Here is a 24,624-nt window from a genome sequence, read left to right on the forward strand (position 1 = left end):
ATAGCGTCGCTCAAAGCCCGACCCTGGTCAATGCCTGGTCCAGATCGGCGATAACGTCACGGGGGTCTTCCAGTCCGATATTGATACGCAGCAATCCCTCGCCGACCCCCATGTCGAGCCGCACGTCGGGGCTGACCCCATAATGGGTGGTCGTCCACGGGTGGCAGCAGAGGCTACGCGAATCGCCGATATTATTGCTGATATCCACCAGTTCGAGTGCGTTCAGGAACGCCATCGCCTGCGCAGCGCCACCGGGCAGTTCGAAGGCGAAGATCGGACCGCAAGCGTCCATCTGGCGCGACGCCAGTTCATATTGGGGATGGCTGGCAAGGCCGGGATGCAGCATCCGCGCGACGCGCCCTTCGATCGCCTGGCCAACCGCGAGCGCATTCTCCGACTGGCGCTGGGCGCGCAATTGCAACGTTTCGAGGCCTTTCAGGACCACCCAGGCGTTGAACGGGGACAGGTTGGGGCCGGTGTTGCGCTGAAACGGCAGCAAAACCTCGTTCATGAACTTCTCGGTACCGCAGACTGCTCCCGCGAGGACGCGCCCCTGCCCTTCCATCAGCTTGGTCGCGGAATAGGCGACGACATCGGCGCCGAACTCGAGCGGGCGCTGGAGCACGGCGGTCGCGAAGGCGTTGTCGACGACGCTGGTGATGCCGTGGGCTTTGGCCAGGCCGCAGACATAGGCCATATCGACGATGTCGAGGGTCGGATTGGCGGGGGTCTCGAAGAAAAAGACCTTGGTGTTGGGGCGGATCGCCCGCTCCCAGGCGGCATTATCGCTCCCCTCGACCACGGTCGATTCGATCCCGAAGCGCGGACACAGGGTGTCGACGAGCCAGCGACACGATCCGAAAGCGGCCTTTGCCGACACGATATGATCGCCTGCCGACAATTGAGACAGTAGCGCCGTCGTCATCGCGGCCATGCCGCTCGATTGAACGCGGCACGCTTCGGCTCCCTCGATCAGCGCGATCCGCTCTTCGAGCATCGCCACCGTCGGGTTCTGCAGGCGCGAATAGGTCATGCCCTGCTCTTCACCGCTGAAACGCGCCGCAACGCTCTCTGCATTGTCGTAGCTGTAGCCCGAGGTCAGGAACAACGCTTCCGACGTCTCGCCATGCTCGCTGCGCCAGGTGCCGCCACGCACCGCCTGCGTCGCGGCGTGCCACTTCTTTGTCGTGCTGCGATCGAAACCTGTCGTCTTCTTCATCTGTCCTGTCCGTTCAAAGCTGCCACAACTGCGTTTCCGAGCGCCGCCGTACCCATACTCCCGCCAAGGTCGGCGCCGCGGCAACCGTCGGCCAGCACGCTGGCCACCGCCGCCTCGATCCGCGCCGCGCTTGCTTCATCGCCGCCCGAATGGCGAAGCAGCATGGCCAGCGACAGGATCATCGCCAGCGGGTTGGCGATGCCCTTCCCCGCTATGTCCGGCGCGCTGCCATGAATCGGCTCGTACAGCCCGAGCGTCCCCGCGCCAAGCGACGCCGACGCCAGCAGGCCGATGGACCCCACGCACATCGACGCCTGATCCGAAAGAATGTCGCCGAACAGGTTGCCGGTGACGATCACGTCGAACTGGCCCGGATTACGCACCAACTGCATCGCGGCATTGTCGACATACATGTGACTCAGCGCGACGTCGGGATATTCGGCCGCGACCTCGATCACCACGTCACGCCAGAGCTGCGACGTTTCAAGGACATTGGCCTTGTCCACCGAACAGAGCCGCTGCTTGCGCCCTCGTGCGGCGCGAAAGGCGACGTGGGCGATACGCCGCACTTCGCTTTCGCTGTACGACATGATGTCATAGCCCTCGCGTTCGCCCTTGGCGGTCGTCCGCGTGCCCTTTTCGCCGAAATAGACATCGCCATTCAGTTCCCGGACGATCAGCAGGTCGATTGCCGACGCGACTTCGGGCCGCAGGGCGGAGCTGTCTTCCAGGCCGGAGAAGAGCTTGGCCGGGCGCAGATTGGCGAACAGGCCGAGCTCAGCGCGCAAGCCCAGAATCGCCTGTTCGGGCCGCAGATGGCGTTCGACATTGTCGAACCGCGGGTCGCCGACGGCGCCGAAGAGAATGGCATCGGCCGCTTTCGCTTTGGTCAGCGTCTCGGGCGGCAGCGGGTGACCGTTCGCCTCAAAGGCCGCCCCCCCAACCAGCCCCCGACCGAGCGTCACCGGAAGAGCCAGCGCCGCGAGCACTTTCTCGGCCTCCGCCATGATCTCTGGACCGATACCGTCGCCAGCCAGCAGCAGGATTTGCACCATTTCGCCCTTTCGTGTCTCGCCTGCCGCTTAGGGAGCGACGGCGAGTCACGCAACTGCCCTGTTGAGCCGGTCGATCAGACGCGCGCGGGTTTCGATCAGATCGCGGTTCCGGCCATCGAGCAGATCGCGGCCAAGAAAATGCTCCGTGATCGCAAGGGCGTCGAGAACATCGGGCAGCGACGGGTCGATATCGCGCCCGGTCAGGAAGGCCGGGAGTCGAAGCAGGCGGCGCTCATACCCCGCCGCCGCCACCGCCGTCACCGCGCCGCCCGTCTTCGGACTGATGAAAGCCAGCCCGTCGGCCGAACCGGTCACGACGCATTCGTCAAGATTGAGCCCGAAACCCAGTTCGGCGAGCAATAATAGCTCATATCGCGCCAGCGCGGCCGCCCACAGCCGCGCCGAAGGCGCCGCGCTGATCGCATCAAGGACCGCCGACAAAGCCGCGTAAAGCGCCGGATAAGGCTGGCTTTCGGGAAGCGTCGCCGCGGTCAGGTTCGTCACCCAGTCGATGGCCGCGGCGGCCAGCGGTTCGGCGAGCAGGGGCGCGCGGCTCGCCAGCATTTCCACTGTGGCGCCGGCGAGCTGCTCCTCGGTTCGTGCCCGCAGTTCGAGTGCGACCAGATTGCCCGGCATCAGGATCGGCCGCAATCGGCGCGAGCGACCGCCACGGACATAGCCCGCCACCAGCCCCGCCTCATGGGTCAGCGCACGCAGAATCGCGCCATGTTCGCCGTGCGCGCGCACCGCGCAGACGATCGCGTCGGCGGTCAGGCTGGCCAAAGCACCATCTGCGTCTGGGTCACGAGCGCGACCTCGGCGCCATCCTCGGTCCGGATGCGCGTCTGCCAAACCGACAGGCGCTTGCCGATCTTCACTGGCGTTGCTTCGCCAACGAGGGTCGAGCCGAGCGGGCCCGCGCCGAGAAAGTTGGTCTTGCTCTCGATCGTCGTCGTTCCACTGGCCCCCTCGGGGAGAGTCAGGAACGCCCCCACGGCGCCGAGGCAGTCGGCGAAGGCCATGATCGTACCCCCATGGGCGATGTTGCCGGCAGTGCAGATATCGGCTCGCACGGGAAGCTTCCCGGCCACGCGCTCTCTGCTGCCCTCATCGATCGTGACGCCCAGCGTTGCCGCGAGCGGCATCATTGCTGCGAAATCCATATGTGTTTCTCCCCTGTGTCATCCCGGAAGGTCATGAGGGCAAACCAACATGCGTCAGCTTCCGGGATTGTAGAAATCATACACTGACTGGGCGACCGCGGCGCTGACCCCCGGCGCCTTTTGCAAGTCTTCGAGGCTCGCGCCCCTGATCGCGCGCGCGGTGCCGAAGTGCATCAGCAGCGCTTTTTTGCGCGAAGGACCGATGCCCGGAACCTCGTCGAGCGGTGACGCCCCCATCGCTTTCGACCTCTTCGCCCGGTGCGCGCCGATCGCAAAGCGATGTGCTTCGTCGCGCAGGCGCTGGATATAGAACAGCACCGCATTGTTCGGCGGCAGCGTGAATTCGCGGCCGTCGGGGTGATAGAAGGTTTCGCGACCCGCGTTCCGATCCGGCCCCTTGGCGACGCCGATGAAGGTCACGTCGTCGATCCCCAGTTCGGCGAACACCGCCGCGACCGCCGACACCTGCCCTTTGCCGCCGTCGATCAGTACGAGGTCGGGCCATTCCCCCTTCACCCGTTCCGGATCTTCCTCGATCGCGCGCGCAAAGCGGCGCTGAAACACCTCGCGCATCATCGCGAAATCATCGCCCGGCTGAGTCTCCGAGCGCTTGATGTTGAACTTGCGGTAGGCGCCCTTGATCCAGCCTTCCGGACCTGCGACGACCATCGCGCCCAGCGCGTTGGTTCCCTGGATGTGGCTGTTGTCATAGATTTCGATGCGCCTGGGAATATCGTCGAGGTCAAAGAGCTCGGCAAGATCCCGGCCGAGCTTCGCCTGCGTGCTGCTTTCGGCGAGCCGGCGGTCCAACTCTTCGCCGGCGTTCCGGATGGCCTGTTCCAGCAAGCGACGGCGGTTACCGCGCTGCGGTACGCTGATCTCCACCTTGCGGCCTGCGGTCTCGCCCAGGGCTTCGGCGAGCAGTTCATATTCGGCAGGCTCCCGATCAACGAGCACCAGCTTTGGCGGCGGCACGCCTTCGTAAAATTGCATCAGGAAGCTCGCCATCACTTCGACCTCCGGCACGCCCGATACGTGCGCGGGAAAAAAGCTGCGATGCCCCCAATTTTGCCCTCCGCGGATGAAAAAGCCGGCTATGCAGAGCTGGCCACCCTTTGCCGCGAGCGCAAAGACATCGGCGTCGCCCAGTCCGTCGGCATGCACCGACTGACTTCCCTGGATGAAGGTCAGGGATTTCAGCCGGTCGCGCAGCACCGCGGCCTGTTCGAAATCCATTGCCTCGGCCGCCCGCGTCATCGCATCGCCGAGGCGTTTCTGTACCGCGGTCGATCGGCCCTCGAGGAAGTCCTGCGCGTCGCCAACCAGCGCGGCGTAGTCGTGCTTGTCGATCCGGCCGACGCACGGCGCTGAACAGCGGCGGATCTGGTAGAGCAGGCAGGGGCGTGATCGGTTCGCGAAGAAACTGTCGGTACAGCTTCGCAGCAGGAATGTCTTTTGCAGGGCGTTGAGGGTGCGGTGCACCGACCCCGCACTGGCGAAAGGTCCGTAATAGCGCCCCTTGGCGCGCCGGGCGCCGCGATGCTTCTGGACGCGCGGAAAGTCGTGATCGGTGCGCAGCAGAATGAACGGGAAGCTTTTGTCGTCGCGCAGCAGCACATTGTAGGGCGGTCGATAGCGCTTGATCAGCTGCGCCTCGAGCAGCAACGCCTCTGCCTCGCTGTTCGTCGTGACGATTTCCATCGCGCGCGTCTGCGCAACCATTCGCTGCAATCGCTGGGGCAGGCGCGCAACCTGCGTATAGTTGGCGACCCGATTCTTGAGCGCGCGCGCCTTGCCGACGTACAGCACGTCGCCGCGGACATCGAGCATGCGATAGACACCGGGGCGCGTTGGCAGCTTGCGCACGACGGTCCGGATCGCGTCGGCGCCGCGTTCGAGATCGGGCTGATCGCCTTCGTCGCCGCTGCCGCGGACGACATAGACGGATTTCTCTTCATTGAATCGGTCGGGAGCGTTGGGGCGAGCCATGATTTTGCATGTAGGCGATGCCGATGGCACTCGCCATAGTGCGCGCAGCAAAACAATGAAGGAGGGTCTCATGGATGTTCGCGGCAAGCTGGCGCTCGTCACGGGGGGGAGCGATGGTATCGGGCGAGAGATCGCGCTTCAATTGCAGGGTGCGGGCGCCGATGTCATCGTCACGGGGCGGTCTGCCGAAAAATTGCAGGCGATGGCGGCGCTTGGCTTTGGCACGATCGCCGGCGATCTTTCCACGGCCACCGGCGTCGACGCAGTAGTGAACGGCGTTGCCGGAAAGCCGCTTGCGCTGCTCGTGAACAATGCCGGGGTCGGCAGCGAGTATGAGCTGGAAGACGCCGCCTCGCTGGACAGTGCGGTGCATTGTATCCGTACCAACCTCGACGCACCGATCGCACTGTGCACCCGGCTGTTGCCGACGCTTCGCGCCCAGCCCGATGCCGCGATCGTCAACGTGACGTCGGGCCTTGCCATCGCACCACGCGCCGGCGGGTCGATCTACTGTGCGACCAAGGCCGGGCTACGCAGCTATACCCAGGCTATCCGGCACCTGTTGAAAGACAGTAATGTCCGCGTGATCGAGGCGCTGCCGCCCGTCGTCGAGACGAACATGACCACCGGTCGCAGCGGGAAAAAGATGAGCGCGCACGATTGCGCGGCCGAGATCGTCGCTGGCATCCGCACGGGTAAAAGTGAGGTGAACGCGGGGATGGTGAAGCTGCTGCAAATGGTGAACAGTATCTCGCCCGCACTGGCGCGGCGGATCATGATCCGGTTCTGACCCCATCAGTCATCGAGGATATTTCGATTGAGCAGCCTGCTCCTGGCTATCATGCTCCTCGCTCTCGACACCGCGCGTCCGCCGTCGTTGGACGCTTATGCCTGCACGATGCGCGGACGGCCGGGGAGCGAGAAGTTCATGCTGTTGGTTCGGCCGGGGTCAGGGCCGGCCTGGATTTCCGATAGCGGCGGTATCGATCGCTACACCGTCAAAAGGTCGGGGCAGATCATCATCCTCGGCGAAGAAATCACGCCCGCACCGGACGGCGGTGGTTTCGAAATCGCCTATGAGCTCGACCGGCAGACGCTATCCATCCGGCTGCTCGTTCTTGTCGGCGGCAAGATCGATACTTCGCTCGACGGGCGCTGCGAGCGGTTCAAGCACATGGAACCGCCGCCGGGCGTCCGACAGGGACCGCCCGCGATCCGTCCGCGCGATTGATATAGCAAAACGCCCGCGGATTTCCGCGGGCGCCTGCTTCCGACAACTCGGGACGGTCAGGCCTTGGCGACCGCCGCAATCGCGTCGTCGACCAGCGCCTTGTCGGCTTTGGCATCATGCTTGTCGGCAATCAGTCGGGCCGCGGCATCGGTCGCTGCCTTGGCAGCGGCAGTGCGGACCTCTGCGAGCGCATTGGCCTCGGCCGCGGCGATACGGTCTTCGGCCATTTGCTTGCGACGTGCGATCAGCGCGGTAGCATCGGCCTTGGCCTTCGCGACCAACGTTTCCGCCTCGGCGTCGGCGCGAGCCCGCATCTCGTCGGCTTCCTTTGCCGCACGCGCCAGCTTCGCCTCATATTCGGCCTTCAGCGATTCGGCTTCCAGGCGAAGTTGCTCGGCCTCGCCGAGCTGCTTCGAAATCTCGGCAATCTTGTTGTCGAGCATGCCCGCAACCATTGTGGGCACCTTCTTCCACAGCAGAATAGCGATGAAGATCGCCATTGCGATCGAGACCCACGCCGTTGCGTCGATAATCCCGAACGACTTCGGCTCACCGTGCGTCGCGGCGCCTGCCGCTTCAGACAGAATGAACAGGAAATCAGCCATGGAGCACCGCCTTCACCGCCGCTTTGGCATCCGCTGCACCCACTTTCGCACCCGAAAGCTTGGCGACCAGATCACTCGCCGCTTCCGCAGCTACAGATTCGATTTCGGCCATCGCAGACTTGCGCGCCGCGCCGACGTCGGCTTCGGCGGCGGTCAGCTTTTCCGCCAGTTCGGCATCGACCTTCGCGAGGCGCTTTTCGGCGTCGCGTGCAGCCTTGGCTTTCGCGTCGGCGACCGCCTTCTGCGCGGCGACCCGGCTGGCATCGCTCTGCTGGCGATAGCTTTCTTCGAGGTTATCCGCCGCCGAATGGGCGGCCTTCGCTGCCGCCAGATCGTCGGCGACCTTGCGATCGCGGGCGTCCACCGTCGCCTCGATCTTCGGCAGCATGCCGCGACCGATAACCAGGAAAACGAAGCCAAAGGTCAGCAGCACCCAGAAAATCTGGGATGCGGCGTACCAGCTTTCAGCGAATTGGCTGATTTGAGGCATGGATACTCTCGACCGACAAAAGAAAATGGCCGCGGGGCGAGCCTAAAGGCCCGCCCCGCAGACGAAATCAGGCTGCCTTGAGGTACAGCAGGATCGCGATCAGAAACGACAGCAGGCCGAGAAGTTCGGCGGCCGCAAAGCCGATGAACAGGCGGCCCTGCTGGCCGTCGGCAGCCGCGGGGTTGCGCAGCGCGCTTTCGAGGAAGCTTCCGAACACGTTGCCCACACCGATGGCGGCCATACCGGCACCGATAGCGGCCAGACCGGCGCCGATGAGCGAAGCAGCTTGAACGTCCATTTTATACTCCTTGGGAAAAACGAAAATTATACGGTTGAAATATCAGTGCAGATTGATCGCATCGTTCAGATAGAGCGACGTGAGCAGAGCGAACACATAAGCCTGAATGCCGGCAACCAGCAGTTCCAGACCGCTGATCCCGACCATCAGCGCCATGCTCGGGATACCGACGCCAGCACCAATCACGGGGCTGGCCGCAAGACCGTCGATGATGAACGATGCGAATACCTTCATCAGCACGTGGCCGGCGGTCATCGCGACGAACAGTCGCAGCGCGAGGCTGAACGGACGGACGAGGAACGACACGAGTTCGATCACCGGGATCAGCCACATCAGCCAGATCGGCGTGCCGTGCGGCACGAAGAGCGAGAAGAAATGAAGGCCGTGGCGCCAGAAACCGACGATCAGCACGATCGAGAAACTCAGGATCGCGAGGAAGCCGGTAATGGTGAAGTGGCTCGTCACGGTGAAGGGGTGAACGCCGAACAGGCCGAGCGGGGCGAGACCCAGGATGTTCAGCATCAGGATGAACATGAAAAGCGAAAAGACATATGGCGTATATTTACGACCTTCCGGGCCGATATTCGCATTCATCATGTTGGTGATAAAACCGGTGAAGCCTTCAACCGCAACCTGCCAGCGGCCGGGGACAAGCTGACGCTTCATCCCGCCGATCATGAAAGCCCACAACAGCAGGCCGGCAACGATCATCCAGAGCGCACTGGTCGTAAAAGCGACCTCGTGATTGCCGACATGGAACATGTCGAAAATCTTCTGCACCTCAAACTGGTGCATCGGGTCCACTTTGCCTTGATCCGCCACGCGATACCTCGCCTAAATCCCAGTAAGTCCAGCTTCAATCCGGCTTTGAAGGCCGGATATTCGCAATCCGAAATATGTTTCTGAAGGCCACGATGACTCCCAGAAAGAGCACGACCAACAGGCCCCAGGGTGCGGTGCCGGCAAAGCGATCTATCACCCAACCGACCAGCGCGCCGCCACCGATACCGCCCAGCAGTTCGGCCAGTACACGATTACCGAGCTTGTAATTCGCATCGGTCTCCGGTCCGGCGGTCACTGCGGTCCGTTTTGCTTCTGCGGCTTCGGCCCGGTCCAATCGCTCTTCGAGCGAGACCAGGCGCGAATCCTCCGAAGCTGGTTCCGGATCGCTGCCGTTCCCCGTCATCTTGTGCCATCCTCCTGAAACAGAACCGGAATATCCCGACGCTGCCTGCGAAAAAAGGCCCGATAAATCGGGGGACCCCTAAGGCGCGGCCCGTTTAGGAACGACGCCCGATGAAGTCAATGCTTGTACGCAGGTGCACAATGATCCTGAGCCCCGCGCGCACAAAAATGCCGCCGCGTTTAGGGGCGCGGCGGCATATACGGCCCGCGGGCCGCTTGCGTTTCCAGAATCAGGGGCAGTTGGGGTCGCGCACCGGGGCACCGGCATCGCGGGTCAGCCACTGCCCGTCGGGACCCTTGTATTTCTCGCCCGGCCTGGTCTTGGCGATCAGGTTGCAGCCCGTGATGAATGCGAACTGCGCCACCGTGCTGCCTGCCGGCGCGCCGCTGGTATACGCAGCCTTGCGCTTGATATTGATGTCGTTGACCATGTCGCGCACCGCCGGGGTCGGGCTCGATACAAAGCCGAGGTAACCGTCCGGCTGCTCTCCGATCTGTCCGCCCGACCGCGCGGCTTCATAAGCCGGATCGCGCTGCGCCATCGCCGAAGGCACGGCCAGAGCAAACGTGGCCGTCGCTGCTATAGCGGCCATTGCCCATCCTGCGGGTTTCCACTGTTTCAGCATCATCGTTCCTGTCACCTCAGAATATGTCGCCATTCTGCTCAATAAGCTTTTTCGCATCGCCATCCAGCTTCAAAGCAATTTCCTGCCGGATGTTGATGTTCAGGTTGATTTCGATCGGTTTGTCCGGCGTTGCGATTTGGACGCAGCCGCCGAGCGCCGCCGCACCGATCATCACCGCCGCCCACCGTCCGAGGGTCAGCCTGAGCATTCCATTTCTATATCGTGTCATTGCACGGGCTCGCTTTCTGGGGGCTGAACAGTGCCGGCTCTGGTTGCGGCAGCTTCCCGCTCCAGCAATTCGTCGAGATTGTCGGCGATCCAGCCGGTCGGGTCATACAATCCCCTTGCCGACCCGATGAGCTGACGAAAGGGGCCGGTGATCTTCACGTTAAAGACCAGAGGGATCCTGGCGATCTGGTTGGTCAGGAAATTGCGCGTGGCGCCTTCCCCCTGCCCTACGCCGCCGAACCGAATATCAGTCACCATTTCACCGTCGAGGTCTCCGTTCAGGACAATCGTCAGATCGTCATATTTGAGCGAACGCAGCGCGCCAAAGGCAAAATTGGCAATCACGCCAAGATTGTGATTCGACAATTCGCCGACATAGGCGAGCGTGCCCCCGCCATCACGCGCATCGATGCGGCCATTCTCGATCCGTCCGCCAAGCCCGTCGAACACGACCGGCAGCGTTCCGTCGAACTTTCCGGTCGCATTGATGTTGTCGAACCCGAAATTCTGCAGGAACACCGCTGCGTCGACCCCGACGACATCGAACGTCAACCGGCGCGGTCTGTCGGCCGCGAAGTCCAACGTCGTCGGATGCAGGAGAAGCTCGCCGCCCGCAAAAGGCCAACGCCCGCCTTCGACCCTGACGCGGTTGTCGCCGAGCAGCTCATATATGATCTCACCATCGATAACCGGAAAGCCGGGGTTGATCTGTTTGACTTCAGCTTTTTGACCCGGCGCAGTCTTGAGCCCGATGAGATCGTCGAAGCGGAGCGTCGTGGTCAGCCCGGTCACCGGACCGAACGCAGCGGCAAGATCCGTGTTCGCAACCGCAAAGGTGCCGTTGCTCGTGACGCCCGCCGGGGTCCAGCGAATATGCCCGTCGCCGACGACGGAGCCCTGCACCTTCGCGACGACCCCTAGCGCCAGATGGGTCAGCTGGTCGGGCTGGAATCGGTCGTCGAAGCGCAGATCGCGAACGAACAGGTCGGCGCCGCCTGTGCCGCCCTCCAGCCGGTGCTGAATGACGGCATCGACAATCCTGGTGCCGGACTCTCGCTCGCTAAATCCGGCGGTCGCCTCGATCGCGCCGTCGACGAAACGCAAGGCCGCATCGCGGCTGACAAGGGGCTCGAACCGTGCAACCGGGTCGGCATCGGTCAGCACAAGATTGCCGTTCAGGGTCAAGTTTCCGCCCGCCAAGCGCCACTGGCCGTCGATTTCGTTCATGTTGAGCGGGACGGCGCCGATCTTGCCGCTCGCGCCTGCGAGTTCGCCCGCCATGCCCTGCGGTGTGGCTCGTCCTACGATCCGCTGCGCGGCGAAGCGCGTCGTGCTGTCGCCCTGTCCCAATCGCGCGTCGACAAGTGCAACGGCCCAGCGACGCGAAGCAAGGTCGATCTCGCCGTTCCGCGCATCGAGCGCAAAGGGCGACGCGCCGCTCGTACCGCGCAAGTGCAGTGCGGGGATATGAACGACCCCGCGCAACCCGCCGGGACCTGCACTCAACAATGGAGCGCCAGGTCGGCTGCACAGATCGACGCCTGCTCTGCCCAGGCGAACTCCCGATACCTCGATTCCATCGAAGCCGATGCGCGAACAACCGCCGCGGAGCGCGAGTGCACCCGTCGATGCGAGGACGCCTGCGATCGGTAGTCGAAGTCCCTCGACACGGCCGCTGGCCAGCGGTCCGGAAAGCTGCGCGGTCGTCTCGAAGCGAAGGAAACCGCCGTTGCCGGAAAACCGAACGGGCGCAAGGCCCAGCCTTGCTCCCTTTGCGCCATAGGTGTCGAGCCGTGCTTCCCCTGTGAGCAACCCGTAGGCGCGGCGGTCGAGCGCCAACGATCCTGACGGAAGATCGCCCCCGGCGAAGCGCCAGCGACCGAGCATGGTGACCGCGGGTTGCGGGTTTCCGAAAATATAGGCGATCCTGCTGTCGGCACTGGCGGTGACACGCGCGCCGCTCGCGCTTGCCAATTCGGGGGCGATCAGTTCGATCCGTGCATTCTTCCCCTCGCCCGTGAGCGCAAAGGCGGTACTTCCGCCGGCATCGGAGATCATCCGTGCTATCGCGGCGGTCGCGCGTTCCGCCAGCGGCCCGACGGGGCTGCCGTTCAACGCCTTTGCGCTGTCTATGATCGATCGGCGCAGCGCCGGGCCTGCGCTTGCACGGGCAAAACGGACGCGGCCAGTGATCGCGGGGGCCGCGCCGCCAACCGTGCCTTTCGCGTCAAGGTTTACCGACTCCGCGAGGAAATCGGCGCCGCGCAACTTATCAGCGCTGGCTTCGATATCGATAGTCGTCCGCGCGGCGGTGCCGGCGAAGGAAGCCTTTGCGCCCAGTCGGTCCGCTCTCAGCGCGGCCGCTGCAAATTGTGTGATGCCGGCATCGACGGTACCGCGCCAGCTTCGCAGATTTTCGGACAGGGAAACGTCGAGCGCGATCTGCGGCGCCAGCGCTGTCACGCCACCCTTGGCGCACACCAGCGATGTGCCGCGTAGTGGCCCTGTCAACGTCGGCCGCACGTCGCGAACGCGCACCGTTCCATAAAAACTTGCCCCTCGTGCCGTGCAGCCCGCAGCCGCGATCTGCGGCGCGACCAACGCAAGCGTGCCGGTGAAATTCCTGCGCAGGTTGCCGCTTCCGTTCAGCGCGGCTCCGACATCGCCCCATGGCGTTTCGACCCGCGCCCGGGCGTCGGCGAGCCGAACCCGCAGGTCGGGCAAGGCGAAGGGCGTCGTATCGGTGGGATCGCGCAACCTGTCGAGCGTGCCGAGCGAAAGCTGCCCGTCTATGAAGCGGCCATACAGGCGTACGCCGTCGGCGCGCAGTCCGGACACATAAGGTCCCGACCAGCCGTAACCGATCACGACTTCGACATTCTTCGCGATCAGGTCGGGGCGCTTGGGGTCGCCGATTACAAGGTTGGAAAGCCGCTCCGATCGGAACCCGATGTCCTCGACAACATAGCTCGCCGGAATTCCGCGATCATCAAACTGATCGCGGATAACGCGGTCGGCAATCGGTTCGCGGACAAGCCACAGGCCAGCAACGAGGGCAACCACAGCCCCCGCGGTCATCCAGCGCTTCTTGAACAGGATCGTCCGGATGCGCGGTCGAGGAGGTGCGTCCTGCGGATCGCTCATGGCGATATCGGGAATCGGCGGGCCGCGGATGACGTCATGACTCTCTGCTCCGGGCCCTCAACTGCTTCATTTGCAGAGAGATAACACCATAACGGCGCAATTGGCTGCAATAATGGGGACGGAGCCATATACTGCAAACCTTATGGCCGTTGAGTGCGCCGAACAAGCTGGTTATGCCCGGCGCAATGCTGTCAACACCCGATCATGCCGGACATCGGTCGCGCTTGCGGACGCGCCTGCTGGGCGACGCCGACGGCCTGGCCGATTACGAGTTGGTCGAGTATCTGCTGGCTCTCGCCATTCCGCGCCGTGACACCAAGCCGCTGGCTAAAGCCCTGCTGCGCGAATTTGGATCGTTCGCCCAACTGATTGGTGCGGACCCCGATTCGCTCCGCCGTATCGATGGCATGGGCGACGGCGCGATCGCCGCGTTGAAGATCGTCCGGGCGACGAGCCTGCGGATGTTAAAAGGCGAATTTTGTGAAAGGCCGCTGCTTTCCAGTTGGGACGCGCTGCTCGACTGGTTGCGCGCCGATATGGCGCCGATCGAGGTCGAACGAGTTCGCGTCCTTTATCTCAACTCGCGCAACATGCTCATCCGCGACGAGGTGGCGAGCGAAGGGTCGATCGACCAATCGGCAATCTATGTGCGCGAGGTCGTCAAACGCGCGCTCGAGCTCGGGGCATCGGCGATCATCCTTGTTCACAATCACCCGAGCGGCAATCCGGAACCCAGCCGGCAGGACATCGCGATCACCCGCGATATCGCAGAGGTAGCGGGAAAGCTGGGAATTGTACTGCACGACCATATCATCATCGGCGGATCCGGCCATCGCAGCCTGCGCGCCATGGGGCTGCTCTGAAAACACGGGCCCGTTTGACTTGGACGCAAGACCGCGACATCATCGCGTAATGCGGACTCGCACTCATCTGTTACGCTTCCGTTTTCACGGAGGACAGCTTCTCGCGGGCATCCAGCCCCGGGTTCAGGCGTAGCGCGTTCCCGAACCCGGGGCAAAGTATAGGAAATCCTGAAATCCCGTGGACGCAAGGCCAGCCGCCTTTCGTCCTGTCGAAAGCCCCTGTTCATGACCTCCCCTTCCAGTTCCAACCCCGGGCGGCCGCCCATCCATATGATCGACGCCGAAGCCGATCGCCTGACCGAACTGGCTCTCGCCCGTGAGGAAGCTTTGCCGCAGGTCTGCGGCCTGTTGCTCCGCGAGATCAATCGCGCGAGCATTCATACCGCCCGCACGATCCCGGACGATATTGTCGTGATGGGATCGATTGTGACTTTCAGCGATGAAACCACGGGAGCCGTTCGCACCGTCCAGCTCGTCTATCCGGGCGATGCGGATATTTCGGCCGGACGCATATCGATCCTTACGCCTGTCGGCGCGGGGCTGATCGGGCTTCGCAAAGGCCAGTCGATCCGCTGGCCCGACCGCGATGGCGATATCCGGACCCTGTCGATCGTCGATGTCGCGACCCCCGCACCGACACCCTAGGGTCAGGACCCAAGCGTCGATTGCCCGGCACACAGATGGATACAGCCGCCGGATTGCTCCGACGGCTGCACCGCTCCATCCGGGACGTCTGACGGATCAGGCGCCGCGCGACAGGAAACCGGTCAATTCGTCCTTGTTGACGCTGCCCGACTTGTCGGCATCGGCTGCGGCCCAAGCCTGGCCAACCCAGGTCTTGATCTGCTCCGATTCGGGATCGACGGTCGGGTCGGTCGCCGTGCGCAGCTTCTTCATCCACGAGGCGAATTCCGACTGATTGAGGTCATTGCTCTTGTCGGCGTCGTAGGTGCTGAACTCGTGATCGACGATCTGGGCGATCTGCGCGGGAGTAGCCGCTCCGGCCGATGCAGGGGCAGGCTGCGCCGTGTCGCCGCTCGGTGCAGCGCTTTCTGCAGGCGCGGATGTTTCGGCTGCGGGGGCCGGTTGCGGCTGGCTTGCGGCGGGATCGGCCTGCTCAGTCGGCGGCGGCGCCGTAGTATCCGCAGGCGGCGTGTTCTGCGCCAGGGCCGGGAAACTGATCGCAGCGGCACCAATCAAAAGAACTTGTTTCAACATGATTTTTCTCCTGTAGCGACGGCCGACCAGCGTTTGCGATCGACCATCTGTCTTGAAGGGGCATGGGACCAACCACGCGGCGTCGATGGAAGTTGCAGTGCGGTGACAATTGGCGCGGCGGCTTACCCCTGCTAGGGGGCGCCCTGTCGCGATTCCGCCGTGATCATGCGGTGAAGCGACATAAATGGAAGGAATATCAATGGTTCCGCGCTACGCCCGCCCGGACATGACCGCGATCTGGTCGCCCGAGAATCGATTCCGGATCTGGTTCGAGATCGAAGCCCATGCCACCGACGCGCTCGCCGAACTCGGAACCGTGCCCAAATCGGCGGCCAAGGCGCTGTGGGACTGGTGGGCAACCAACCCCCGGATCGATGTCGAGGCGATCGACGCCATCGAAGCGGTAACCAAGCACGACGTCATCGCTTTCCTGACGTGGGTGGCGGAGAATGTCGGCGACGAAGCGCGTTTCATGCATCAGGGCATGACGTCGAGCGACGTTCTGGACACCTGCCTTGCGGTGCAGCTTGCCCAGGCCGCCGATATCCTTCTCGCCGACCTTGACGCGCTTCTCGCCGCGATCAAGCGCCGCGCGTTTGAACATAAGCTGACCCCGACGATCGGCCGAAGCCATGGCATTCACGCCGAGCCCGTAACCTTCGGGCTGAAGCTTGCGCAGGCTTATGCGGAGTTCGATCGCTGCAAGGCGCGCCTTGTGGCCGCGCGCGCCGAGATCGCGACCTGCGCCATTTCCGGCGCGGTCGGCACGTTCGCGAACATCGACCCGCGCGTCGAGGCCCATGTCGCGACCAAGCTCGGCCTGTCCATCGAACCGGTCTCGACGCAGGTCATCCCGCGCGACCGCCATGCCATGTTTTTTGCGACGCTCGGCGTCATCGCGGGATCGATCGAGCGACTGGCGATCGAAATCCGTCATCTGCAGCGCACCGAAGTGCTGGAGGCCGAAGAATATTTCTCACCGGGGCAAAAAGGCTCGTCGGCGATGCCGCACAAGCGCAACCCGGTGCTGACCGAAAATCTGACCGGCCTCGCCCGCATGGTCAGAAGCGCCGTGACGCCAGCGCTGGAGAATGTGGCGCTGTGGCATGAACGCGATATTAGCCACTCGTCGGTCGAGCGGTTCATCGGGCCCGATGCGACGATCACGCTCGACTTCGCGCTCGCGCGCCTGACCGGCGTCGTCGACAAGCTGCTCGTCTACCCTGAACGGATGCAGAAAAACCTCGATCGCATGGGCGGCCTTGTCCATTCGCAGCGTGTTCTGCTCGCGCTGACGCAGGCCGGCGCGAGCCGTGAGGACAGCTATTCGCTCGTCCAGCGCAATGCGATGAAAGTGTGGGAATCGGACGGCCAGCTCTCGTTGCTCGACCTGCTCAAGGCCGACCCCGACGTCACCGCCAAACTGTCGCCGGACGACCTGACGGCGCTCTTCGACCTTGGCTATCATATGACGCACGTGGATACGATCTTCGACCGGGTGTTCGGCTGAACCCGGCACTGCGCATCCTTTCCATCGCCGGCGCGGCAAGCTGGGGGCCTGACTCTGGAAAGATGCAAGGCAGAGGGCTGGAAACCCGCAGCAATCTGTCATAGGGTCGCGAGTAGCGACCAACAGAGGAGCAAGGCGAAGTGGGAATCCTGCGGACGATCATCTGGGTTGTGCTGGCGGTGGCGCTGGCGATTTTTTCGGCCGCCAACTGGGAAGTCGTCGTAATCAAGATATGGCCTGGCCAGGAAGCCGAAGCCAAGTTGCCGGTCCTCGTCATCGTTTCGTTTCTTCTTGGTATGCTGCCGATGTGGATTGCGCTGCGCACGTCGCGCTGGTCGCTCAAGCGGCGGCTCGACAGCAGTGAGCGGCAGCTTGCCGATATGCGGGCGCTCGCGAACCGCCCCGTCGAACCGGTAATCGTACCGACGCCGGTTCGCGATGTTCCGCCCACTCCCGACGACCTCTTCTCGACGGACAAGTCATGACCTCTCCCATCTATCTTGCGATCGACACGACGCATCTTGATGCCGCACTGACACTTGCGCAAAAGGTGCGCCATCATGTCGGCGGCCTCAAGCTGGGCCTCGAATTCTTTTGTGCGAATGGCCACCATGGCGTTCATGAAATGGCCAAGCTCGGCTTGCCGATCTTTCTCGATCTGAAGCTGCACGACATTCCGAATACGGTCGCCAAGGCTATTCAGGCGCTGCGTCCGCTCGAACCCGCCGTCCTGACCGTCCACGCGGGGGGCGGCCGTGCGATGATGGAGGAAGCCAAGGCAGCAGCCGGACTGAATACCAAGGTTGTCGGCGTTACCGTCCTTACCAGCCTCGACGCACCCGACCTTGAAGATGTCGGCGTGGGTTACACGCCGCACGATCAGGTCGTCCGGCTCGCCACGCTGGCACGCGAATCCGGGCTCGATGGCATCGTCTGCTCCGGGCAGGAGGTGAAAGCGGCTCGCACGGCGTGGCCGGGCGGCTTCTATGTCGTTCCCGGCGTGCGTCCTGCCGACGGCAAGGCTGGAGACCAGAAACGCATCGTGACTCCCGCGCAGGCCATGACGGACGGTGCATCGATCCTGGTCGTCGGACGGCCGATCAGCCAGTCAGCCGACCCGGATCTGGCGGCGCGCGAGATCGAAGCCACGCTTTAAGACCATTCCGTTCACCACCGTCATTGCGAACAGCGCAAAGCGACGACGCTCCCCCCGGTTGCCGGGATCGCATCAGTCGAGAGCCGGAGATTGGCTCACTTCACTCGCGATGACGGCCAGAAGAGTTGAATTCATGCCACCCCTTGTCAAAATCTGCGGACTCAAGACGCCCGAGGATGTTGATGCCGCCATCCGGTTCGGCGCGACGCATATCGGCCTTGTTCATTACGAACCGAGCCCGCGCCACATCGACCTCAAGACCGCGGCCGAACTGCGCGCGCGCGCGCAAGGCAGGATCAAGGTTGCTCTGCTGCTCGTCAACGCGCCGCAGAAGCTCACGGGCGAAGCGCTGGCGGCCGTACGCCCCGACATCGTCCAGTTCCACGGCAACGAGACCCCCGAATGGCTGGCCGCTGTCAAGCGGCTGGTCCCTGCCCAGATATGGAAAGCAATCGGTCTGGCCGATGCTGGCACGCTGGACCGCGCCGGGCGCTATCGCGGGGCGGCCGATCGAATCCTGTTCGACGCGCCGGCGGCGGCGATGCCTGGCGGGACCGGGGCGCGGTTCGACTGGTCGTTATTGAAGAACCATCGCCATTCCATCGACTGGGGCATGGCCGGCGGACTGACGCCGACGAATGTTGCCGAAGCCATCGCGGCGACGGGGGCGCCGCTTGTCGATGTTTCGTCAGGCGTTGAAAGCGCGCCGGGCGTCAAGGATGTGGACAAGATCGCCGCTTTCCTTAAAGCGGCGGGCCGATGACCGATTTACCCAACAGCTTTCGCACCGGCCCCGACGAACGCGGGCATTTCGGCCAGTTTGGCGGGCGCTATGTCGCCGAAACGCTGATGCCGCTGATCCTCGACCTTGAGCGCCATTATCGCGCCGCGCAGGCCGACCCGGCATTCAAGGCCGAGTTCGACTATCTGCTGAAACATTATGTTGGTCGTCCGAGCCCGTTGTGGTTCGCCGAACGGCTGACCGATCACCTGGGTGGCGCAAAGATCTATCTCAAGCGCGAGGATTTGAACCACACCGGCGCGCACAAGATCAACAATTGCATCGGCCAGATCCTGCTCGCCAAGCGGATGGGCAAGACGAAGATCATCGCCGAAACCGGCGCCGGCCAGCATGGCGTTGCGACCGCTACCGTCGCGGCGCTCTTCGGCCTGCCCTGCACCATCTTCATGGGTGCGGTCGATGTCGCGCGACAGCAACCGAACGTGTTCCGCATGAAGCTGCTCGGCGCCGAAGTCGTCGCGGTCGAGAGCGGCGCGAAGACGCTGAAGGATGCGATGAACGAGGCGCTGCGCCACTGGGTCGCGAACGTCCACGACACCTTCTACATCATCGGCACCGTCGCGGGCCCGCACCCCTACCCCGAACTCGTCCGCGATTTTCAGTCGGTGATCGGCGACGAAGCCAAGGCCCAGATCCTGGAAGCCGAAGGCCGCTTGCCCGACATGCTGATCGCCCCGGTTGGCGGCGGGTCGAACGCGATCGGCCTGTTTCACCCCTTCCTCGATGACGAAAGCGTCGAGATCGTCGGCGTCGAAGCCGCAGGCGAAGGCCTCGACGGCAAGCACGCGGCCAGCCTTGCGGGCGGGCGCCCCGGCATCCTCCACGGCAACAAGACCTACCTGCTGCAGGACGAGGACGGCCAGATCACCGAAGCGCACAGCATCTCGGCGGGGCTCGACTATCCGGGTATCGGGCCCGAGCATAGCTGGCTGCACGAGATCGGCCGTGTCCGCTATGAGCCGGTGACCGATGCCGAAGCGCTGGCGAGCTTTCAGAAGCTGACGAAACTGGAAGGGATCATTCCGGCGCTTGAAAGCGCTCACGCCATCGCCGCCGCGGAGCGCATCGCGCCGACGCTGGGCAAGGACAAAGTGATGATCGTGAATTGCTCGGGCCGGGGCGACAAGGATATCTTCACGGTCGCTGACGCGCTGGGGGTGGAATTGTGACACGCTTCGCCGCCACATTCGCCAAGCCGCGTCCTGCGCTCGTCACCTTCATCACCGCGGGCGATGGCGACACCGCCGCGAACCTCGATGCACTCGTCGCGGGCGGGGCCGATGTGATCGAGCTTGGAATGCCCTTCACCGATCCTATGGCCGATGGGCCCGCGATCCAGGCCGCCAATTTGCGCAGCCTCGCCAAGGGCACGACGACTGCCGACACCTTTGCCATGGCCGCCGCCTTTCGCAAACGCCATCCCGACACGCCGCTCGTCCTGATGGGCTATGCCAATCCGATGACGATCCGCGGCGCGGACTGGTTCGCCGCCGAATGCGCGAAGGCGGGCGTCGACGGCGTCATCTGCGTCGATATTCCGTCGGAGGAGGACGCCGAAATCGGCCCTGCGCTCCGCGCCGCGGGGGTCGACTTGATCCGCCTGGCCACCCCGACCACCGATGCGGCGCGCCTGCCCGACGTGCTGAACGGCGCGGGCGGTTTCCTCTATTATGTCTCGGTCGCTGGCATCACGGGGCTGCAGCAGGCCGCGCAGGCGAGCATCGAGGACGCCGTGGCGCGGCTCAAGGCCGCCACCGACCTGCCGGTCGCGGTCGGCTTCGGCGTCCGCACCCCCGAACAGGCGGCCCAGATCGCCAAGGTCGCCGACGGCGTCGTCGTCGGATCGGCCTTCATCGATATCATCGCCGAGCATGGCGACGCTGCCGCGCCCCACGTCGAAGCCTTCACCCGCACCCTCGCCGATGCTATCCACGGCGCAAAGGAGATCGCCGCATGAGCTGGCTCGACCGCGTTCGCAACGCCCTGCCCTTCACCGCCAAGCGCGATACCGCCGACAATCTCTGGCACAAATGCCGCCAGTGCCAGCAGATGGTGTTCGTCAAGGAGTGGGAGGATAATCTCAACGTCTGTCCGCGCTGCGACCATCATGACCGCATCGGCGCCAAGGAACGCTTCGCGCAGCTTTTCGACGGCGGCATCCACGAACTCATCGCCTCGCCGCCGGCACCTGAGGACCCACTGAAGTTCCGCGACACCAAGAAATATGTCGACCGCATCAAGGCTGCGCGCGCGCAGACCGGCGACCGTGATGCCTATCAGAATGCGTTCGGCCGCATTTCCGGCCAGGGCGCGGTAATCGGCGTCCAGGACTTCGCCTTCATGGGCGGGTCGATGGGCGTCGCGGTGGGCGAGGCTTTCGTCACCGGGGTCGAACAGGCGATCAAGCGCGGCGTGCCCTATATCGCGATCACCGCCGCAGGTGGTGCGCGGATGCAGGAAGGCACGCTGTCGCTGATGCAGATGCCGCGGGCAACCGTTGCGCTACAGCGCCTGCGCCGCGCGGGTCTTCCTTATGTGGTGCTGCTCACAGATCCGACGACAGGCGGCGTCACCGCCAGCTATGCGATGCTCGGCGACGTTCAGATCAGCGAGCCCAATGCGTTGATCGGCTTTGCCGGACAGCGCGTGATCGAGAACACGATTCGTGAGAAGCTTCCCGAGGGGTTCCAGCGCGCCGAATATCTGCTCGATCACGGGATGATCGACATGGTCGTGCACCGCAAGGATCTGCCCGAAACGCTCGGTCGCCTGATCGGCTATCTCGCGCCGGAAAAGGCAGCCTGAGCCGAGCCAAAACGCCGCCATGGCCGACCACGCCCGTTCCGAAAGCCCTGCGGTGCAGGCGCAGCTCGATCGCCTCGCTGCGCTGTCGCCGGGACGCGATGTTCTGGGGCTCGAGCGCATCGCCGAACTCTGCACACGCCTCGGCAATCCACAGGATCGGCTGCCGCGCACCTTCCACGTCGCGGGCACGAACGGAAAGGGATCGACCTGCGCCTATTTGCGCGCGATCCTCGAAGCGAGCGGGCGCAAGGTGCACAGCTACACCAGCCCGCATCTCGTCCGTTTCAACGAGCGTATCCGCATCGCGGGAAAGCTGATCGAAGATGCCCTTCTCGCCGCGCTGCTCGAGGAGGTGCTCGACAAGGCCGCCGACCTGCAAGCCAGCTTTTTTGAAGTCACGACGGCGGCAGCATTTCTCGCGTTCGCGCGCGTCCCTGCCGATGACTGCATCATCGAGGTCGGACTGGGCGGACGGCTGGATGCCACCAACATCATTCCGGCGCCGGCAGTGTGCGGAATCGCCTCGCTAGGCATCGATCATGAAGCCTTCTTGTTGGCGCCGGAGACAGGAGTTCCCGAAAGCCCGGCCGAACGTATAGCTTGGGAAAAGGCCGGCATATTCAAACAAGGCGCCGCTCTTGCGACGATGGCCTATCCGTCCGCCATTCGCGATGTCATCGCGCGGCTTGCCGAGGCGGTAGGAGGAAGGGCTTTCGTCGAGGGCCAGGACTGGTTCGTCGATGATGAAACCCACGGATTTCGATGGCGCTCACAGGGCATGATCACCCCGATTCTTCGGCCGCGTATGGCGGGATCGCACCAGATGCGAAACGCCGGGCTGGCGATTGCGATGCTTTCGCTGGTAGCGGACGAAACGCCGGATGGTGCTGCCATCGCGGCTGGTGTGGCCGGCGCGTTCTGGCCGGGCCGCCTGCAACGTCTGGGCGCTGGGCCGATCGTCGGCCTGGTGCCGGGCGGAACCGAAGTGTGGCTTGACGGCGCGCACAATGTCGATGCGGGCCTCGCACTTGGGCGCCGTTTTCGGGACGATCCGCGGCGCATTCATCTTGTTACCGGCATGCTCGCAAACAAGGATCCAGCCGCCGTCGTCGCGCCGCTGGCCGATCGTCTGGCCAGCCTGACCGTCGTCCCGGTGCCGGGCCACCAGCACCACGGCGCCAGCGCGTTCGGTATCGGCGCAAAAGGCGCGCCGTCGGTTGCCGAGGCGCTCCGGCGGCTCGATATCGATCCGACCCGTGACATCGTCCTGATCGCCGGTTCGCTGTATCTCGCCGGTGAAGTTCTCAGCGCGAACCAGCAGCTTCCGAATTGACGACCGCGCCGGGCGTTTCCTCGATTTCCGTTTCGCCCGCCGTGCCTATCGACCGATCGACGAGACCCGACCGTATCATCCACCAGAAGATGAGGATGCCGGGGACCGCGAGCGCTGTCGTCAGAAGATAGAAGTCGACATAACCAAAGCGCTCGATCAACTTGCCCGCGCTGGTCCCACTCAGAAACCGTCCCAGGATACTCGCCGCCGCTGAGAAGAGCGCAAAATGGGTCGCGGTGAATCGCAGGTCGGCGAGCGCCGAAAGATACGCGACGACGCAGACTCCCCCGATCCCGCTAGCGAAATTCTCGAATCCGATCGCGCCGGCCATACCCCAGTTGCTGTGGCCCGCGGCGGCCAGGCCAGCAAAGCTGAAATTCGAAACCGCCATCAGGATGAGGCTGAACAGGACCGACCGCTTCATGCCAAGTCGTGCATAGATGATGCCGCCGACGAACACGCCGGCGAGCAGCGCCCAGAACCCCAGCCCGACGTCGTAAAAGGCGATCTCGTCGTTGGTGTAGCCGAGTTCGTCGAACAACAGCCTGAACGTCAGGTTCGCGAGCGTGTCGCCGATCTTGTGCAACAGCAGGAAAAAGAGGATCAATATCGCTCCCTCCCGTGCGAAAAACTCGCCAAGCGGCCCTACAGCGCCTTTGTCAGCCGCCTGCCCTTCGCGTGACTTCGTCGGCAGTGCGACCAACGCACCGATTGCCAGCGCACCGACGATGAAAAGTCCCCATAACAGGGCGGAACCGACGTAGCCCGCGATCGTCGTCCAATCGGTCGCCAGAGTCGCCGCGAGGGCCAGCGCGGGCAGCGCAATGAGCCAGTTTACGTGACTACTCCAGCCAATATCGCGCGCGCGGCGAGCGCTCAGGTCAAACAAGGGAAACAGATATCCGACCAAAACCATCAAAGTCAGGATGTCGACGTCCAGCCACCGGTCGATCCGGTTCGCAATCAGGAACGCGATCGGAAAACTGACGATGAAAATTGCATAGAAAGCGCGCGACAAATACGCGGGCCAATGGCGCTCGATCTTGCGTTCAGGCTCGCCCATCACAAGACCGGTGATGATCGCTGGCAGGACGAGTATGGCGCAGGCCATATAGGCCACGCCCCAACCGGCGCGTTCGGCGACCACCAACGCCACCGCCCCGGCAACGGCCGAACCTATGCGCCAGCCATATTGCGACATCCCCGAGCCCGTACCCAATTGTTCTGGCGCCAGCAGCTCTATTCGATAGGCATCGATGACGATGTCATAGGTCGCACCGGCGAGCCCGACGGCGATGGCAGCCAGCGCCACGGCGGGAAGCGAGGCTTTCGGATCGAGGTTGCCGAGGATCGACACGGCAAGAAAAACAAGCGCGCCTATCAGGATCAGCCACGATCGTCGCTGACCGATGTGACCGAGGACCGGGATGCGAAATCGGTCGATGGCGGGTGCCCAGGCCCATTTCAGATTATAGGCAAGGAACGTCAGGGCAAAAGCGGTAACCGAAGATTTCTCGATCCCGTCCTGCGCCAGTCGCGTGGTCAGCGTCGCGCCGATCATCGCATAGGGAAATCCTGAAGACATGCCGAGGAACAGCGCCGCCAAAGGCGCCGGCTCCAGATAAGGCCGCAAGCTGTCCCGCCACCCTTTCGATGCCGGGATCGCCGCATCTTTCGCCATGTTATTCCCCTTTAGCAGCGAAC

At 63.7% G+C, this 24,624-nt stretch carries 27 protein-coding genes; 12 read left to right on the forward strand and 15 right to left on the reverse strand.

Features of this window, described 5'->3' with window-relative positions; genetic code table 11:
- Nucleotides 1-10 precede the first annotated feature (10 nt).
- Genes JNM03_RS13410 through uvrC form a run of 5 tightly spaced genes read right to left on the reverse strand, consistent with a single transcriptional unit; the run spans nucleotide 11 to nucleotide 5,426 of the window.
- Nucleotides 11-1,219: an aminotransferase class I/II-fold pyridoxal phosphate-dependent enzyme gene (locus JNM03_RS13410; protein WP_294037299.1), complete on the reverse strand. Its 1,209-nt coding sequence runs from the start codon at nucleotides 1,217-1,219 to the stop codon at nucleotides 11-13.
- Nucleotides 1,216-2,274, reverse strand: a complete 1,059-nt coding sequence (gene leuB, locus JNM03_RS13415; protein WP_294037301.1) for a 3-isopropylmalate dehydrogenase — start codon at nucleotides 2,272-2,274, stop codon at nucleotides 1,216-1,218. The genes JNM03_RS13410 and leuB overlap by 4 nt, the downstream gene beginning before the upstream one ends.
- A 45-nt stretch (nucleotides 2,275-2,319) precedes the next feature.
- The gene (recO, locus tag JNM03_RS13420; protein ID WP_294037303.1) at nucleotides 2,320-3,057 is read right to left on the reverse strand and encodes a DNA repair protein RecO; all 738 of its coding nucleotides are present in this window, start codon (nucleotides 3,055-3,057) and stop codon (nucleotides 2,320-2,322) included.
- Nucleotides 3,045-3,437: a PaaI family thioesterase gene (locus JNM03_RS13425; RefSeq protein WP_294037305.1), complete on the reverse strand. Its 393-nt coding sequence runs from the start codon at nucleotides 3,435-3,437 to the stop codon at nucleotides 3,045-3,047. Before JNM03_RS13425 ends, recO begins: the two co-directional genes overlap by 13 nt.
- A 54-nt stretch (nucleotides 3,438-3,491) precedes the next feature.
- Nucleotides 3,492-5,426 carry an excinuclease ABC subunit UvrC gene (uvrC, locus tag JNM03_RS13430; RefSeq protein ID WP_294037307.1) on the reverse strand — a complete coding sequence of 645 codons (1,935 nt, stop codon included), beginning with the start codon at nucleotides 5,424-5,426 and terminating at the stop codon, nucleotides 3,492-3,494.
- Between the two features lie 70 nt (nucleotides 5,427-5,496).
- Here uvrC and JNM03_RS13435 point away from each other — a divergent pair, with 70 nt between their 5' ends.
- Together JNM03_RS13435 and JNM03_RS13440 are read left to right on the forward strand one after the other, a co-directional pair.
- Nucleotides 5,497-6,216, forward strand: a complete 720-nt coding sequence (locus JNM03_RS13435; RefSeq protein WP_294037309.1) for an SDR family oxidoreductase — start codon at nucleotides 5,497-5,499, stop codon at nucleotides 6,214-6,216.
- Nucleotides 6,217-6,243: 27 nt separating this feature from the next.
- Entirely contained in the window at nucleotides 6,244-6,657 is a 414-nt protein-coding gene (locus JNM03_RS13440; RefSeq protein ID WP_294037311.1) for a hypothetical protein, read from the forward strand.
- Nucleotides 6,658-6,713: 56 nt separating this feature from the next.
- On the opposite strand, the gene JNM03_RS13445 is transcribed toward JNM03_RS13440, so the two are convergent.
- The 8 genes from JNM03_RS13445 to JNM03_RS13480 all read right to left on the reverse strand — a co-directional run bounded on the left by JNM03_RS13445 (nucleotide 6,714) and on the right by JNM03_RS13480 (nucleotide 13,233).
- Entirely contained in the window at nucleotides 6,714-7,262 is a 549-nt protein-coding gene (locus tag JNM03_RS13445) for a F0F1 ATP synthase subunit B (RefSeq protein ID WP_294037313.1), read from the reverse strand.
- Complete coding sequence (locus tag JNM03_RS13450; RefSeq protein WP_294037315.1) at nucleotides 7,255-7,752, reverse strand: ATPase; 498 nt, start codon at nucleotides 7,750-7,752, stop codon at nucleotides 7,255-7,257. The genes JNM03_RS13445 and JNM03_RS13450 overlap by 8 nt, the downstream gene beginning before the upstream one ends.
- 67 nt (nucleotides 7,753-7,819) lie before the next feature.
- Nucleotides 7,820-8,050: a F0F1 ATP synthase subunit C gene (locus tag JNM03_RS13455; protein ID WP_037515205.1), complete on the reverse strand. Its 231-nt coding sequence runs from the start codon at nucleotides 8,048-8,050 to the stop codon at nucleotides 7,820-7,822.
- 42 nt (nucleotides 8,051-8,092) lie between these two features.
- Nucleotides 8,093-8,845, reverse strand: coding sequence for a F0F1 ATP synthase subunit A (locus tag JNM03_RS13460; RefSeq protein WP_294037317.1), 753 nt, complete (start codon nucleotides 8,843-8,845; stop codon nucleotides 8,093-8,095).
- Between the two features lie 61 nt (nucleotides 8,846-8,906).
- Entirely contained in the window at nucleotides 8,907-9,236 is a 330-nt protein-coding gene (locus JNM03_RS13465) for an AtpZ/AtpI family protein (RefSeq protein WP_294037319.1), read from the reverse strand.
- A 229-nt stretch (nucleotides 9,237-9,465) separates the two neighbouring features.
- A complete protein-coding gene (locus tag JNM03_RS13470; protein ID WP_294037321.1) occupies nucleotides 9,466-9,828 on the reverse strand; it encodes a YdbL family protein in 363 nt (120 codons plus the stop codon).
- A gap of 49 nt (nucleotides 9,829-9,877) precedes the next feature.
- A complete protein-coding gene (locus JNM03_RS13475; RefSeq protein ID WP_294037322.1) occupies nucleotides 9,878-10,033 on the reverse strand; it encodes a YnbE family lipoprotein in 156 nt (51 codons plus the stop codon).
- Nucleotides 10,034-10,086: 53 nt separating this feature from the next.
- On the reverse strand, nucleotides 10,087-13,233 hold the full coding sequence (locus JNM03_RS13480; protein WP_294037324.1) for a YdbH domain-containing protein: 3,147 nt from the start codon (nucleotides 13,231-13,233) through the stop codon (nucleotides 10,087-10,089).
- A gap of 185 nt (nucleotides 13,234-13,418) precedes the next feature.
- On the opposite strand from JNM03_RS13480, the gene radC reads away from it, so the two are divergent.
- Both radC and rnk read left to right on the forward strand, forming a co-directional pair.
- Nucleotides 13,419-14,096, forward strand: a complete 678-nt coding sequence (radC, locus tag JNM03_RS13485) for a DNA repair protein RadC (RefSeq protein ID WP_294037326.1) — start codon at nucleotides 13,419-13,421, stop codon at nucleotides 14,094-14,096.
- Between the two features lie 225 nt (nucleotides 14,097-14,321).
- On the forward strand, nucleotides 14,322-14,741 hold the full coding sequence (gene rnk / locus JNM03_RS13490) for a nucleoside diphosphate kinase regulator (RefSeq protein ID WP_294037328.1): 420 nt from the start codon (nucleotides 14,322-14,324) through the stop codon (nucleotides 14,739-14,741).
- A 96-nt stretch (nucleotides 14,742-14,837) separates the two neighbouring features.
- On the opposite strand, the gene JNM03_RS13495 is transcribed toward rnk, so the two are convergent.
- Entirely contained in the window at nucleotides 14,838-15,314 is a 477-nt protein-coding gene (locus JNM03_RS13495) for a calcium-binding protein (protein ID WP_294037330.1), read from the reverse strand.
- 199 nt (nucleotides 15,315-15,513) lie between these two features.
- On the opposite strand from JNM03_RS13495, the gene purB reads away from it, so the two are divergent.
- From purB to JNM03_RS13535, 8 genes are all read left to right on the forward strand, one after another.
- Nucleotides 15,514-16,824 (forward strand): adenylosuccinate lyase, encoded by a 1,311-nt coding sequence (purB, locus tag JNM03_RS13500; protein ID WP_294037332.1) that lies wholly within the window; start codon nucleotides 15,514-15,516, stop codon nucleotides 16,822-16,824.
- Nucleotides 16,825-16,964: 140 nt separating this feature from the next.
- A complete protein-coding gene (locus JNM03_RS13505; RefSeq protein WP_294037334.1) occupies nucleotides 16,965-17,309 on the forward strand; it encodes a LapA family protein in 345 nt (114 codons plus the stop codon).
- On the forward strand, nucleotides 17,306-17,980 hold the full coding sequence (pyrF, locus tag JNM03_RS13510) for an orotidine-5'-phosphate decarboxylase (protein WP_294037336.1): 675 nt from the start codon (nucleotides 17,306-17,308) through the stop codon (nucleotides 17,978-17,980). Before JNM03_RS13505 ends, pyrF begins: the two co-directional genes overlap by 4 nt.
- 133 nt (nucleotides 17,981-18,113) lie before the next feature.
- On the forward strand, nucleotides 18,114-18,743 hold the full coding sequence (locus JNM03_RS13515) for a phosphoribosylanthranilate isomerase (RefSeq protein ID WP_294037338.1): 630 nt from the start codon (nucleotides 18,114-18,116) through the stop codon (nucleotides 18,741-18,743).
- The gene (gene trpB / locus JNM03_RS13520) at nucleotides 18,740-19,951 is read left to right on the forward strand and encodes a tryptophan synthase subunit beta (protein ID WP_294037340.1); all 1,212 of its coding nucleotides are present in this window, start codon (nucleotides 18,740-18,742) and stop codon (nucleotides 19,949-19,951) included. Before JNM03_RS13515 ends, trpB begins: the two co-directional genes overlap by 4 nt.
- Nucleotides 19,948-20,739 carry a tryptophan synthase subunit alpha gene (trpA, locus tag JNM03_RS13525; protein WP_294037342.1) on the forward strand — a complete coding sequence of 264 codons (792 nt, stop codon included), beginning with the start codon at nucleotides 19,948-19,950 and terminating at the stop codon, nucleotides 20,737-20,739. The genes trpB and trpA overlap by 4 nt, the downstream gene beginning before the upstream one ends.
- Nucleotides 20,736-21,587 carry an acetyl-CoA carboxylase, carboxyltransferase subunit beta gene (gene accD / locus JNM03_RS13530; RefSeq protein ID WP_294037344.1) on the forward strand — a complete coding sequence of 284 codons (852 nt, stop codon included), beginning with the start codon at nucleotides 20,736-20,738 and terminating at the stop codon, nucleotides 21,585-21,587. Before trpA ends, accD begins: the two co-directional genes overlap by 4 nt.
- A gap of 19 nt (nucleotides 21,588-21,606) precedes the next feature.
- Entirely contained in the window at nucleotides 21,607-22,920 is a 1,314-nt protein-coding gene (locus tag JNM03_RS13535; RefSeq protein WP_294037345.1) for a bifunctional folylpolyglutamate synthase/dihydrofolate synthase, read from the forward strand.
- Here the strand turns inward: JNM03_RS13535 and JNM03_RS13540 are convergent.
- Nucleotides 22,892-24,601: an MFS transporter gene (locus JNM03_RS13540; RefSeq protein WP_294037346.1), complete on the reverse strand. Its 1,710-nt coding sequence runs from the start codon at nucleotides 24,599-24,601 to the stop codon at nucleotides 22,892-22,894. The genes JNM03_RS13535 and JNM03_RS13540 overlap by 29 nt on opposite strands.
- Nucleotides 24,602-24,624: the final 23 nt, after the last annotated feature.

Origin of the sequence: Sphingopyxis sp. (assembly GCF_016793825.1) — a bacterium.
Taxonomy (GTDB): domain Bacteria; phylum Pseudomonadota; class Alphaproteobacteria; order Sphingomonadales; family Sphingomonadaceae; genus Sphingopyxis.